Genomic DNA, 13,476 nt, shown 5'->3' with positions numbered 1-13,476 from the left:
GGGAGTGCCACGTGACCGAGCAGCCGACGACGAGCGTGATCGTTCTGGCGGCCGGCGGCGGGACGCGGATGCGTTCGCGCCGGCCGAAGGTGCTCCATCCGATCGCCGGTCGTTCGCTCGTCGGTCACGCGATCGCGGCGGCGCGTGCGGTGCGCCCGGACCAGGTCGCGGTGGTGGTCGGCCACCAGCGCGAGCAGGTCGTCGAGCACCTCGGCGAGATCGCCCCGGACGTCCTGCACGCCGTCCAGGCCGAGCAGCTCGGGACCGGGCACGCGGTCTCGGTCGCCTTCGAGGTCCTCGGCGACGTCGACGGCACGGCGCTGGTGGTCTACGGCGACGTGCCGCTGCTGTCGGCCGAGACGCTGGAGGAGTTCCTCGCGAACCACCGCGACAGCGAGCGGGCGCTCAGCGTGCTCACGGCCCGGGTGCCCGACCCGCACGGGTACGGCCGCATCGTCCGCCGACCCGACGGCTCCGTCGAGGCGATCGTGGAGGAGAAGGACGCCTCCGACGAGCAGCGAGCGATCGACGAGATCAACTCGGGGATCGTCGCGTTCGACGCGCGCTGGGGCCGCTCCGCGCTGAGCCGGATCGGCAACGACAACGCGCAGGGCGAGTACTACCTCACCGACCTGGTTGGGATCGCGGTCGCCGAGGGCCGCCAGGTCGGGGCGTTCGTCGTGGACGACGTCGCCCAGACCGAGGGCGTCAACGACCGCGTCCAGCTCGCCCGGATGGGCGCCGAGCTGAACCGCCGGATCGTCGAGCGCCACCTGCGGGCCGGCGTCACGGTGATCGACCCCGCCACGACCTGGATCGACGCCGACGTCGCGATCGGCACCGACACCGTCATCCGCCCCGGCACCCAGCTGCACGGCGCGACCACGATCGGTCAGGACGCCGAGATCGGCCCGGACACCACGCTGACCGACATGGAGGTGGGCGACGGCGCCTCGGTCGTCCGGACCCACGCGTCGCTGTCGGTGGTCGACGCCGGCGCCACGCTCGGGCCGTTCACCTACGTCCGCCCCGGCACGCACGTCCAGGTCGGCGGCAAGCTCGGAGCCTTCGTCGAGGCGAAGAACACCCGGGTCGGGCCCGGCGCGAAGGTCCCGCACCTGTCGTACGTCGGCGACGGGGAGATCGGTGAGGGCGCCAACATCGGCGCGGGCACGATCTTCGCGAACTACGACGGCGTCGCCAAGCACCGTACGACCATCGGCCGGCACGCGCGCACCGCCTCGAACAACACCTTCGTCGCCCCGGTGACCGTCGGCGACGGAGCCTTCACCGGAGCGGGCACGACCGTACGGTCCGACGTGCCGCCGGGGGCGCTGGCGGTCTCGGCGGGACCACAGAGGACGATGGAGGGGTGGGTGGCGGCGAAGCGGGCCGGCACCCCGTCGGCCGCGGCGGCGGAGCAGGCGCTCGAGAACGACCCGACCACGGCGCAGCGCAGCGACGATCAGGAGAGCGACCAGTGACCGGTATCAAGCGGACGACCGAGAAGAACCTGATGCTCTTCTCGGGCCGGTGCCACCCGAGCCTCGCCGACGCGGTGGCCGACGCGGTCGGGACGGCGGTCGTGCCGACCTCGATCTACGACTTCGCCAACGGCGAGATCTACGTCCGCTACCAGGAGTCCGTCCGTGGCTGCGACGCGTTCGTGATCCAGAGCCACTCCGCGCCGATCAACGAGGCGATCATGGAGCAGCTGATCATGGTCGACGCGCTCAAGCGGGCGTCGGCGAAGCGGATCACCGTCATCCAGCCGTTCTACGGCTACGCCCGCCAGGACAAGAAGCACCGCGGCCGCGAGCCGATCTCCGCGCGGCTCATGGCCGACCTGTTCCTGACCGCCGGGGCCGACCGCCTGATGACGGTCGACCTGCACACCGCGCAGATCCAGGGCTACTTCGACGGGCCCGTCGACCACCTGATGGCGATGCCGATCCTGACCGAGTACGTGCTGGACCGGTACGGGAGCCAGCCGCTGGCGGTCGTCTCGCCCGACGCGGGCCGGATCAAGGTGGCCGAGAACTGGGCGGAGAAGCTGGGCGGTGTGCCGCTGGCGTTCATCCACAAGACGCGGGACATCGATCAGCCGAACGCCACCAAGGCCAATCGCGTGGTCGGCGACGTGGAGGGCCGCACCTGCATCCTGGTCGACGACCTGATCGACACCGGCGGCACGATCGTGCAGGCGTCGGAGGCTCTGATGGACGCGGGCGCCTCCGACGTCGTGATCGCGGCGACCCACGCGGTCTTCTCCGGCCCGGCGACCGAGCGGCTCGAGAAGTCGCCGGCCTCGGAGGTGATCGTCACGAACACGCTGCCGCTCACCGACGACCAGCGCTTCGACAAGCTGACCGAGCTGTCGATCGCGCCGCTGATCGCCCGCGCGATCCGGGCCGTCTTCGAGGACGGATCGGTGACCAGCCTGTTCGACGGCAAGGCCTGAGTCCGGGGCGCGACGCGGTCAGGGGCGCTCGTACAGCCAGAGCTCGTCGAGGGTGCCGTCGTAGACCAGCGTCCCGACGAGACCGAGGTCGTCGACGGCGGCGCGGTCGGCTGAGCCTGCGCCCTGGGCGTACGGACGATCGACCACGACCCACAGGCGGTCGAGCGACGCGACCCGTGGGCCGAGCTCCGTCGGGGCGACCAGGTCGTCCTGGAAGCTGCCGAGCCGCTCCGCCGACGTCGTCAGAGCCACGTCCACCAGCCCCGAGGTGCGGTCGGGGTAGAGCCGCAGCACGGCGCGGTTGGCGCGCTGCGCGCCGTCGGGCCGGTCGACGAACAGCACGCCGTCCCCGGGCCGTGCGCGCTCGTCGAGCTCGACGCTGACGGCATGCCAGTCCGTCCCCTTCGACTCGGGCGCCCGCTGCGCGAGATAGGTCGGGACCGCGCAGGCGACCAGCACGACGACGAGGACGCCCGCGAGCCAGGGCCGCAGGCTCGCGAGCCCCGCGCCGACCAGCAGCGCGAACGCCGGCACGCTGGCGATCACGTAACGGTCGAAGTACGCCGGCACGACGAGCGAGATCCCGACGAGCACCAGTGTCGGGACGACCAGCCAGGGCAGGCACAGGGTGGCGAGCCTGCCGTCGGGTGGCCGCGGCGGATCCTCCGGTCGCGTCGCGGGGACGCCCCGACGTGCGCGCACGACCGCGAGCACGACCAGGGCCCAGCACACGGCTGCGAGGACGTAGGGGAGCCAGACCGGTGCGGCGGACCACTGGTTGCCCGCGACCCACTGGTTCACCGCGACGTCGTCCAAGGTCTGCAGGCCGATCCGGGGCAGCCAGTCGACCTGGGCCCGCTGGGACACGCCCACGAGGGCGACCGGGGCCGCGGCGAGGACACCCGCCGACGCCGCGAGCGCGAACCGGCGCCAGGAGCGCCGCCACACCGGCTGGATCAGCACGGCGACACCCAGCGCCAGCACCACCAGGGCCTGGTAGACGAACATCCCGACGGTCAGCGCGGTGAGCACGGCGAACGCGACCCACCAGCGTCGCCGGCCGCCCGTCAGTGCGCGCAGCAGGACGCCGGCGAGCGTCACCGAGAGGAGGAGCAGCCACGCGTACGAGCGGGCCTCGGTCGCAGACCACAGCGCCTGCGGGTTCGCCGCGAGCACAACGCCGGCGAGCACGCCGGTGCGCAGCGTCGCCAGTCGTGTCCCGAGCACGACGGTCGCACCGACGGCCAGCCCGACCGCCGCCGCGCCCGGCAGCCGCAGGCTCCAGTCGTGGACCCCGACGACCTCGAACCACCCGTGCATCAGCAGGTAGTAGACGGCGTGCACGGCGTCGACCTCGCCGACGAGGTCGAGCAGCTGGGGCAGGGAGCGGGTCGCCGCCGAGACCGTCGCGGACTCGTCGCGCCACGCCGACGGGACGGACGATCCCGCCCAGGCCAGGACGAACGCGATCGTGCCGACCGCGGAGGCCGCCACGGCGGTGCGTCGTGCGCCGACCCTGTCTCGCGGTCCTGCGTCGCGCCCGGGAGTCGGAGTCGTGGCGGGGGCGACCAACGGCGGCCTCCAGTCCGGTGTGGGAGTCGGTGTCGTCGACCCGGTGTCTCGTACGGAGCGTCAGCGTAGTCGAGCCGGGGCCCGCGGTCTGCGTGATCCCGTTTGGACGGATTTCGTGCAATCTCCAGATTGTTTCAACATTCAACAGCTATACCGGTCCCATGACGAGCGCGGAGGTTCCGGTCCTGCGGTACTGGAACGACTGGAACGCGGAGTATCGCGAGCACGGCCAGGACTGGGCCGCGCAACGCCAGGCCGAGATCTTCGAGGCCTGGCTGGGTGGGATCGGCCGCCGTGACCTGCGGATCCTCGAGGTGGGGTGCGGTGCCGGATGGTTGTCCCGACGGCTCGGGGCCTTCGGGCACGTCACCGGGATCGACCTCGCCGACGAGGTGGTCGCCCGAGCCCGCGAGCGGCAGCCCGGGGCTCGCCTGCTCGCCGGCGACTTCATGACGACCGACGTCGGCGGACCGTTCGACGTGGTCGTCCACATGGAGACGCTGGCACACGTGGTCGACCAGCAGGCGTTCTGCGACCGGGTCGCGGACCTGCTCGCCCCCGGTGGCCGGCTGATGGTCTCGACCCAGAACCGCACCGTCCGCGAGCGCTACATGATCACCCCTCCGGCGCCGCCGGCCCAGATCCGGCACTGGGTCGATCCCGACCGGCTGCGCTACCTGGTCGGGGCGAGACTCGTCGTCGACGAGCTGTTCACCGTGAACCCGGACTCGGACCGCCTGCCCCGTCGTCTGCTGACCGCGCGGCGGGTCCATCGCCTGCTCGGGCACTCACTCAGCCAGCGGCTCGAGCGCCGGACCGAGGCGTGGGGCTGGGGTCGGACGATCATGCTGCGCGCGCACCGGGAGTAGCCGGCGAGCGAGGGCGGCCGGGCCGACCTGGTCGTCCGGCGCCGCCGGCCACCGCTTCGACAGGGGTTCGTCGCTCCCTGTAGGATGGGGAAGTTGCCTCGGCGAGGGTTGGCTCTCCGTCAGCCGTGATCGACGCGGTGCCTCGTGCTCCGTCGGATCCGGCTGTCCGAAAGACCACCGTCGTCGGGGAGGCACCGCACTCACACCTGACCCGCCGCAGAGGAGCAGCAACACCGTGTCCGAGAACAAGATCAAGGCCGAGGCGCGCACCGAGTTCGGCAAGGGCGCCGCTCGTCGTATCCGTCGCGAGGACAAGGTCCCGGCCGTGCTGTACGGCCACGGGGCTGATCCGGTCCACCTGACCCTGCCGGGTCACGACCTGATGATGGCGCTCAAGCAGTCGAACGCCCTGCTGTCGATCGAGGTCGAGGGCGGCGAGAGCCACCTCGCGCTCCCGAAGCAGGTCCAGCGCGACCCGATCAAGGGCTTCATCGAGCACGCCGACCTGCTGATCGTCCGCAAGGGCGAGAAGGTCACCGTCGAGGTCCCGGTCCACGTGGTCGGCGAGGCCGTCAGCGGCTCGCTGGTCGTGACCGAGCACGCCTCGATCGCGATCGAGGCCGAGGCGACCCACCTGCCCGAGTTCGTCGAGGCGTCGATCGCCGGTCTCGATGTCGGCTCCCAGGTGCACGCCTCCGACATCGCCCTTCCCAAGGGCTCGACGCTCGCGATCGACCCCGACACCCTGGTCGTCAACGTCGTCGCCGCCCCGACGGCCGACCAGGTCGAGGCCGAGCTCGAGCAGGCCGAGAGCGAGGCCGGCATCGAGCGCGACGAGTCGGCGACCGAGGTCGCCTCGGACGAGGCCGCCGCTCCGGCGGAGTGATCCTCCGGCGGATCTTCCGGACCCCCAGCCACGAGCAGGAGAACGACGCCATGACGGAGCCGCCGTGGCTGGTCGTCGGGCTGGGCAACCCCGGGCCCGGCTACGCAGCGACGCGGCACAACGTCGGGTACCTCGTCACCGACCTGCTCGCCGACCGGGTCGGATCCGCCTTCAAGGCGCACAAGCCCAGCCGCGCGGACGTCGTGGAAGGCCGCCTCGGCGGTGTCCCCGGCGTCCGTGCGGTGCTCGGGCGCTCCCGCGCGTACATGAACGAGTCCGGCGGAGCGGTCAAGGCGCTGGCGACCTTCTACAAGGTGCCGGCCGACCGCCTGGTCGTCGTCTACGACGAGCTCGACCTGCCGTACGAGACGATGCGGGTGAAGCTCGGGGGCGGCGACAACGGCCACAACGGGCTCAAGTCGATCCGCTCGGCGCTCGGCACCGGCGACTACTACAAGCTGCGCGTCGGCATCGGCCGACCGCCCGGGCGGCAGAGCGCCGCCGACTACGTGCTGAAGCCGTTCTCCAGTGCCGAGCGCAAGCACCTCCCGCTCGTGGTCGAGACCGCCGCCGACGCCGTGGAGACGCTGCTCACCGACGGGCTCGAGGTCGCGCAGCGGCGGTTCAACAGCTGACCTCCGGGACATTCCGGACAGTCCGCCTGAGGTGATCTCGGTCGGCTCGACCCGATTTGTGAATTCTCTGTCCACGGGTCGGCGATGTTTGTTTGAATCATCGCCGGAGTCCCAAGGGCGGGGGAAGCGGTGGCAGACATCGGCGCAGAGGCTCGGGCGGTCGTCGGATCGACCAAGCCCGCCGTCGCGTCTGCGCTCAGGGTCCACCGCGGAACGCTGCGCGACCTGCGCACCGACCTGCTCGCGATCGGTGCCACGCTGGCCGTCGCGACGTTGACCGCGAGCATCACCGCGCCCGCGTTCGGTCGGTCGGTGTGGCTGTCGGTCCTGTGCGTCGCGGTCGTCATGGTGCTCGAGTTCGCGACGATGCCGGCGTACGAGCGGGCGCGCTCGCTCCGCCCGACCCGGCACCTGGCCATCGCCGGCGCGGCGTCCCTGCTCGCGGCGACGGCGATCGGATGGGTCACCCCGACCGGTCTGCGCGGAGGGCTGGTCGTGATCGTGCCGGCGACGATCGTCACCTCCTTGGTGGTCCTCGTCCGCCGGCTCGCCCGGCCGCCCCGTGCCACGCTGCTCGTCGGCGACCGCGCGGGCGTCGGTCACCTGCTGGCCCAGTGGGGCAGCCGGACCGACGTCGACGTGCGCGGGATCTGCCTGGTCCGCGCCGACGGCGAGCTCACCGACCAGATCGAGGAGGTCGCGGGCGTCCGTGTCGTCGGCGCTCTCGCGGACGCGCCGGGTCTGGCCGCCGACCTGGGGGTCGACGACGTCGTGGTCGCGCCGGGGCCCAGCGTCACGGCGTACGACGTCCGCCGCCTCAGCTGGGCGCTGTCCGACTCGGCGATCGAGCTGATCGTCGCGGTCGAGGTCCACGGTGCGCTGCCCTACCGGATCGAGCCCCGCGTGCTCGGCCGCCGGCTCGTGCTCTCCGTGCGCCCCGGCCGGCGCCCGCCCGTGGTGCAGTGGGTGAAGGCCCTGATCGACCGGGTCGGAGCCGCGGTCCTGATCGTGGCCTTCTCCCCGGTGCTCATCACGCTCGCGGTGATGGTGCGGCGCTCCTCGCCCGGGCCGGCGCTGTTCAAGCAGACCCGCTCGGGACTCGACGGCCACCCGTTCACGATGTACAAGTTCCGCACGATGGTGACCGACGCCGAGGACCGGCTCGCGGAGCTGATGGACCGCAACGAGGGCGCGGGGCTGCTGTTCAAGCTCCGCGACGACCCGCGGGTGACGCCGGTCGGGCGCTTCCTGCGCCGGACGTCGCTCGACGAGCTCCCCCAGCTCTTCAACGTTCTCAAGGGCGACATGTCGCTGATCGGTCCGCGTCCGGGGCTGCCCGTCGAGGCGGCGCAGTACGACGACTGGATCCGGCGGAGGCTCCAGGTCAAGCCCGGGATGACCGGCGTGTGGCAGGTCAGCGGCCGCTCGAACCTCAGCTGGCAGGACTCGGTCCGCCTCGACATCGACTACGTCGACAACTGGACGCTGCGCCAGGACCTGGCGATCGCCGCGCGGACCGCGCGCGCGGTCATCCAGCGCGACGGCGCCGTCTGACGGCGGGGCGCGCCGGACTAGGCTGTCCGGGTCCGCCCGTCACCGTCCGAGAGGGTGTCATGACCAGCTCCACGCCCCCGCCCGCGTCCGACCACGATCTGGCCGTGTGGCTCGCCGAGCAGGCCGGCGCCGCCCTGCTCGAGGTCCGTACGCAGGGGCTCGAGGGCAAGGCCCTGAAGGACGCCGGCGACCTCGCGAGCCACGAGCTGCTGATGCGCCTGCTCTCCGAGGTCCGTCCCGGTGACGCCGTGCTCAGCGAGGAGGGCGCGGACGACCACGTCCGGCTGTCGAGCGAGCGGGTCTGGATCGTGGATCCGCTGGACGGCACGCGCGAGTTCTCCGAGCCTCCGCGCGACGACTGGGCGGTGCACGTGGCGCTGTGGCAGGGCGGCGACCTCGTCGCCGGCGCCGTCGCCCAGCCGGCGCTCGGCGAGACCTTCAGCACCGCCGCGCCGCGCGCCGTCCCGGAGCGTGCGGAGGGCCCGATCCGGATCGCCGTCAGCCGCAGCCGCCCGCCCGAGTTCGTGAAGGCGCTCGCCGAGGAGGTCGGGGCCGAGCTCGTCCCGATGGGGTCGGCCGGTGTGAAGGTGATGTCGGTCGTGCGCGACCTCACCGACGTCTACGTGCACGCGGGCGGCCAGTACGAGTGGGACTCGGCGGCGCCGGTCGTCGTCGCACGCGCCGCGGGGCTGCACACCAGTCGCGCCGACGGCGCCGAGCTGGACTACAACCGGGAGAACCCGTGGCTTCCCGACCTGCTCGTGGCGCGCCCGGAGTTCGCCGGCACGGTCGCCGCGTTCGTCACCCGGTGGTGGGACGAGCACGGTCAGGACTAGGTCGTTCTGGGTGCATTCTGCACCTGGTCCGTACCCGCCCGAGGATTGCCTCCGAACTTCCGACATTTCCCGTACGACGGACCTCGCTGCTCCGTAAGGTAGGCCGCGATCGGCGCCCGAAACCACGGGCGCGGCTCGTCGAATCGGGGTTTGAGATGAAGGTCGCTGTCTTCGGACTGGGGTACGTCGGCACGGTGACGGCCGCGGGGCTGGCATCGGCCGGCCACGACGTGGTCGGCGTCGATGTCGACACGATGAAGGTCGACGCGATCAACCGCGGGGACAGCCCGGTGGTCGAGCCGGGGATCGGGGAGCTGCTCGGCGACGCGGTCCGTGCCGGACACCTCCGTGCGACCTGCGAGGCCCGTGAGGCGGTCGCCGCTGCCGACGTGTCGCTGATCTGCGTGGGGACGCCGTCGGGCTCGCACGGCGAGACCGACCTGACCTACGTGTCGCGCGCGCTCCTGGACCTGCGCTCGGCGATGGCCGCCGTGGAGCCGCCGGCCGGCGGGCACCACGCGGTCGTGGTCCGCAGCACGGTGCCTCCGGGCACGGTGACGAACGTCGTCGCCCCGGTGTTCACGCCGGACGTGGTCCCGCAGGGCTGGCGGGTCGGTGCCGCGATGTGCCCGGAGTTCCTCCGCGAGGGCTGCAGCGTCCAGGACTTCTTCGACCCGCCGTTCGTCGTGGTCGGGACCGGCGACGACGAGACCGCCGCCGCGGTCCGCACGCTGTTCGGGTTCCTCGAGGCGGAGGTGGAGCACGTGGCGGTCGAGACCGCCGAGGCGCTCAAGTTCGCCTGCAACGCCTTCCACGCGACCAAGGTGTCGTTCGCCAACGAGATGGCGCGGGTGTTCCGGCCGTACGGCGTGGACTCGCGCGAGGTGATGGAGATCTTCGTCCGCGACACCAAGCTCAACATCGCGCCGACCTACCTGCGCCCGGCGTTCGCGTACGGCGGGTCGTGCCTGCCGAAGGACCTGCGGTCCCTCCAGCACCTCGCACGCAGCCAGGACGTCGACGTCCCGCTGCTCGCCGGCACCGCGCTCACGAACGAGCTCGTGGTCCGCGACATCGTCGAGCGGGTGATCGCGATCGGCGACCGCCGGGTGTGCCTGCTCGGCCTGAGCTTCAAGTCCGACACCGACGACCTGCGGGAGAGCCCCAACGTCGAGCTCGCGGAGCGGCTCCTCGGCAAGGGCTTCGACGTCCGGATCTACGACCCGATCATCAACCCCGAGCGTCTCGTCGGCGCCAACCTGCGACATGTCGAGGCGAAGCTGCCGCACCTGAACCGCCTGCTCGCCCGGAGTCCGCAGGAGGCACTGGACGGTGTCGGCGTCGCGATCGTGACCACGGCGGACGACGAGGCGCTCGCCGCGCTCGCCGCGACCCCGCCCCCGCACGTGCTGGACCTGCACGGGCGGCTCGGCGCCGGTGTCGAGCAGCTCGCCGGATACCAGGGGGCCGGCTGGTGACCCGGCTGCGCCGACGCCGTCGACCCGACGCTGGTCGGCCACGCGTCCTCATCATCATCCAGAACCTGCACGTCCCGTTCGACCGGCGGGTGTGGCTCGAGTGCGGCTCGCTGCGACGGGCCGGCTACGACGTGACGGTGGTCTGCCCGCGCGGCAAGGACTCGCTGCCGTACGAGGTGATCGACGACGTCGCGATCCACACCTACCGCCCGTACGCCCCGGGCGGGAGCGCGCTGGGTTTCGTGCTGGAGTACGCCTACTCGTTCCTCGCGACCGCGTGGCTCGTGCGGAAGGCCCGTCGCGCGGGGCGCTTCGCGGTCCTCCAGGCCTGCAACCCGCCCGACATCTTCTGGCCGATCGCGCGCTGGCTGCGCCTGGTCGACGGCACGCGGTTCGTCTTCGACCACCACGACCTGTGCCCGGAGCTGTACGAGTCGCGCTTCGCCGACGGTGCCCGGCTGCCGTTGCGCGGCCTGCTGCTGCTCGAGCGCGCGACCTTCCGTACGGCCGACCGGGTCACGTCGACGAACGAGTCGTACGCCGCGGTGGCGCGCGAGCGCGGCGGCAAGAGGGCCGAGCACGTCACGGTCGTCCGTACCGGCCCGGACCCCGACCGGCTCCGCAAGCAGGCCGAGGACCCGGGGCGCCGCCGCGGACGCGACCACCTGGTCGCCTACCTCGGCGTGATGGGGCCGCAGGACGGCGTCGACCTCGCGCTCGCCGCCGCCGACGTGGTCGTGAACGAGCTCGGGCGCGACGACATCGCGTTCACCTTCATGGGGGCCGGCGACTCCTACGACGACCTCGTCGCGGAGCGCGACCGGCTCGGGCTCGGCGACGCCGTCGAGCTGCCCGGGCGCGTGCCCGACGCGTACGTCGCCGACGTGCTCTCGACCGCCGACGTCGGGCTGTGCCCCGACCCGCGCAACCCGCTCAACGACGTCTCCACGATGAACAAGACGATGGAGTACATGGCCTACGAGCTCCCGGTGGTCTCCTTCGACCTCCGTGAGACCCGGGTCTCGGCGGCCGACGCCGCGGTCTACGTCCGGCCGAACGAGGTCGACGCCTTCGCGCGCGCGATCGTCGATCTCGTCGACGCGCCGCAGCAGCGTGCGGCCATGGGACGCTACGGGCGCGAGCGGGTCGAGAAGGAGCTCGCCTGGGAGCACCAGCAGCACGGCTACGTGGGGGTCTTCGACGAGCTCACCGACGAGCTCGCGGCGTCGCGTGGCACGTCCGCACGGGAGGGCTGAGTCGTGTGCGGCGTGGCAGGCGCCTACCAGCAGCCCGACGGCAAGGTCCTCGCCGGTGTGATGTCGGAGCGGATCGCGCACCGAGGTCCGGATGCCTGCGGGCTGCGGGAGATCGTCCTGCCGGAGGTGTCGGCGGCGCTGGCGCACCGCCGGCTGTCGATCATCGACCTCTCCGACGCCGCTGACCAGCCGATGGTGAAGGACGGCCTGACGCTCGCGTACAACGGCGAGATCTACAACTACCTCGAGCTGCGCCGTGAGCTCGAGGGTCGTGGCGTCCGGTTCGTGACGCGCTCCGACACCGAGGTCGTGCTCGAGGCCTGGCGGATTTGGGGCGACGCGGGCTTCGCGCGGCTGCGCGGGATGTTCGCGCTCGCTCTGCACGACGAGCGGACCGGCTGCCTCACGCTGGCCCGCGACCCGCTCGGGATCAAGCCGCTCTACACGATGCGCCGCGGCGACGGCGTCGTCTTCGCCTCCGAGCTGAAGGCGATCGTCGCCGCCGTCGGGCCGGAGCTGAGCATCGACCCGGCGGGGATGGTCGCGTCGATGCTCTACTACTGGATCCCCCAGGACTTCGAGGCCGTACGGGGCGTGCGGAAGCTGACCCCCGGCACGTGGACGCGCTACCGCCCGGACGGTACGACGGACGGGGGCGTGTTCTTCGACCCCTCCGCGGTGGCGTCCGAGGCGGCCGCCGGGCCCACCCGCGACGTCCGGCGCACGCTCGAGGAGTCGGTCGAGGCGCACCTGGTCGCCGACGTGCCGGTGGCGTCCTTCCTCAGCGGCGGTCTCGACTCGAGCATCATCACCGCGCTCGCGCACCGTCACGACCCGGGGATCGAGGCGTACACGATCGCGTTCCGCGCGTCCGACCAGCGGATGGAGGCGATGCCGGACGACGCGCTGTACGCCCGGAAGATGGCGTCCCACCTCGGGATCCGCCTGCACGAGATCGAGATCTCTCCGGACGTGGTCGACCTGATGCCGCGGATGGTCGACATCCTGGACGAGCCGATCGGCGACCCGGCCGCGATCAACACGCTGCTGATGTGCGATGCCGCGCGCGAGGCCGGCGTGAAGGTCCTGCTGTCGGGCATGGGTGCCGACGAGCTGTTCGGCGGCTACCGCAAGCACCTCGCCTGCCTGATCGGCGAGCGCTACCAGCGGGTCCCGCGCCCGCTGCGCTCCGGTCTGATCGAGCCCGTGGTGTCGCGACTGCCGGTCGCCGTCGGCGGACGTGGCCTCCGCACCGTGCGGTGGGCCCAGCGCTTCCTGACCTTCGCCGAGCTGGAGGAGGAGGAGGCGTTCCGCCGCAGCTACACGATGTACGACGCCGACGAGCTGGTCGGGTTGCTCGACCCGCGCCTGGCGCACCACGTCGACGACGTCGTCGCGCAGCACCGTGCGGTCTACTCCGAGAACGACCTGACCGACCGGGTCAGCCGGATGTGCCTCGCGGACAGCAGGATGTTCATGGCCGGTCTCAACCTCACCTACACCGACCGCGCCAGCATGGCCGCGTCGACCGAGGTCCGGGTGCCGTTCGTGGACCCGGAGGTGTTCCGCACGGCGTTCTCCCTGCCCGGCGACGCGAAGATCTCGGGCCGGACCCAGAAGGCCGCGCTCAAGCAGGCGGCCCGCGCGTGGATCCCCGACGAGATCATCGACCGCCCGAAGGCGTCGTTCGGCGCGCCGCTGCGGGCCTGGGTGACCAACGACCTGCGCGAGCTCGTCGACGACGTCCTGCTCGGCGGCGAGCTGGTCGGCAGCGGGTTCCTCCGCCGTGATCCGCTGGACGCGCTCGTTCGTGACCAGCGCTCCGGACGGCGCGACACCTCCAAGCAGATCTGGCAGCTCCTCAGTCTCGAGCTGTGGTACCGCAACGCCCGCGCCGCCGGCGTCGGTGCGGCCTGACCCGGGGCACGG

11 protein-coding genes are annotated in these 13,476 nt (G+C 72.1%); 10 read left to right on the top strand and 1 reads right to left on the bottom strand.

Annotated elements, in window-relative coordinates; all coding sequences use genetic code 11:
- Positions 1 to 11: 11 nt before the first annotated feature.
- Entirely contained in the window at positions 12 to 1,484 is a 1,473-nt protein-coding gene (gene glmU, locus CLV56_RS05425; RefSeq protein WP_039364396.1) for a bifunctional UDP-N-acetylglucosamine diphosphorylase/glucosamine-1-phosphate N-acetyltransferase GlmU, read from the top strand.
- Positions 1,481 to 2,461 carry a ribose-phosphate diphosphokinase gene (locus CLV56_RS05420; RefSeq protein WP_039364398.1) on the top strand — a complete coding sequence of 327 codons (981 nt, stop codon included), beginning with the start codon at positions 1,481 to 1,483 and terminating at the stop codon, positions 2,459 to 2,461. The genes glmU and CLV56_RS05420 overlap by 4 nt, the downstream gene beginning before the upstream one ends.
- Before the next feature lie 18 nt (positions 2,462 to 2,479).
- Here the strand turns inward: CLV56_RS05420 and CLV56_RS05415 are convergent, their stop codons facing one another.
- The gene (locus tag CLV56_RS05415; protein WP_100414507.1) at positions 2,480 to 3,955 is read right to left on the bottom strand and encodes a glycosyltransferase family 39 protein; all 1,476 of its coding nucleotides are present in this window, start codon (positions 3,953 to 3,955) and stop codon (positions 2,480 to 2,482) included.
- Between the two features lie 239 nt (positions 3,956 to 4,194).
- Here CLV56_RS05415 and CLV56_RS05410 point away from each other — a divergent pair, with 239 nt between their 5' ends.
- The 8 genes from CLV56_RS05410 to asnB all read left to right on the top strand — a co-directional run bounded on the left by CLV56_RS05410 (position 4,195) and on the right by asnB (position 13,464).
- The gene (locus CLV56_RS05410) at positions 4,195 to 4,902 is read left to right on the top strand and encodes a class I SAM-dependent methyltransferase (protein WP_039364401.1); all 708 of its coding nucleotides are present in this window, start codon (positions 4,195 to 4,197) and stop codon (positions 4,900 to 4,902) included.
- A gap of 235 nt (positions 4,903 to 5,137) precedes the next feature.
- The gene (locus tag CLV56_RS05405) at positions 5,138 to 5,788 is read left to right on the top strand and encodes a 50S ribosomal protein L25/general stress protein Ctc (RefSeq protein WP_039364403.1); all 651 of its coding nucleotides are present in this window, start codon (positions 5,138 to 5,140) and stop codon (positions 5,786 to 5,788) included.
- 50 nt (positions 5,789 to 5,838) lie between these two features.
- On the top strand, positions 5,839 to 6,423 hold the full coding sequence (gene pth / locus CLV56_RS05400) for an aminoacyl-tRNA hydrolase (protein WP_039364435.1): 585 nt from the start codon (positions 5,839 to 5,841) through the stop codon (positions 6,421 to 6,423).
- 129 nt (positions 6,424 to 6,552) lie between these two features.
- Positions 6,553 to 7,977, top strand: coding sequence for a sugar transferase (locus tag CLV56_RS05395; protein WP_157805073.1), 1,425 nt, complete (start codon positions 6,553 to 6,555; stop codon positions 7,975 to 7,977).
- Between the two features lie 59 nt (positions 7,978 to 8,036).
- A complete protein-coding gene (locus CLV56_RS05390) occupies positions 8,037 to 8,813 on the top strand; it encodes a 3'(2'),5'-bisphosphate nucleotidase CysQ (RefSeq protein ID WP_039364407.1) in 777 nt (258 codons plus the stop codon).
- Between the two features lie 155 nt (positions 8,814 to 8,968).
- Positions 8,969 to 10,291, top strand: a complete 1,323-nt coding sequence (locus CLV56_RS05385; RefSeq protein ID WP_100414505.1) for a nucleotide sugar dehydrogenase — start codon at positions 8,969 to 8,971, stop codon at positions 10,289 to 10,291.
- The gene (locus CLV56_RS05380; protein ID WP_211287984.1) at positions 10,288 to 11,547 is read left to right on the top strand and encodes a glycosyltransferase family 4 protein; all 1,260 of its coding nucleotides are present in this window, start codon (positions 10,288 to 10,290) and stop codon (positions 11,545 to 11,547) included. The genes CLV56_RS05385 and CLV56_RS05380 overlap by 4 nt, the downstream gene beginning before the upstream one ends.
- A gap of 3 nt (positions 11,548 to 11,550) precedes the next feature.
- Complete coding sequence (gene asnB, locus CLV56_RS05375) at positions 11,551 to 13,464, top strand: asparagine synthase (glutamine-hydrolyzing) (protein ID WP_039364410.1); 1,914 nt, start codon at positions 11,551 to 11,553, stop codon at positions 13,462 to 13,464.
- The last annotated feature ends 12 nt before the right edge of the window (positions 13,465 to 13,476 follow it).

Origin of the sequence: Mumia flava, assembly GCF_002797495.1 — a bacterium.
GTDB classification, from domain to species: domain Bacteria; phylum Actinomycetota; class Actinomycetes; order Propionibacteriales; family Nocardioidaceae; genus Mumia; species Mumia flava.
Note: the sequence above shows the minus strand (reverse complement) of the source record. Positions and strands in the feature narration are given on the sequence as shown.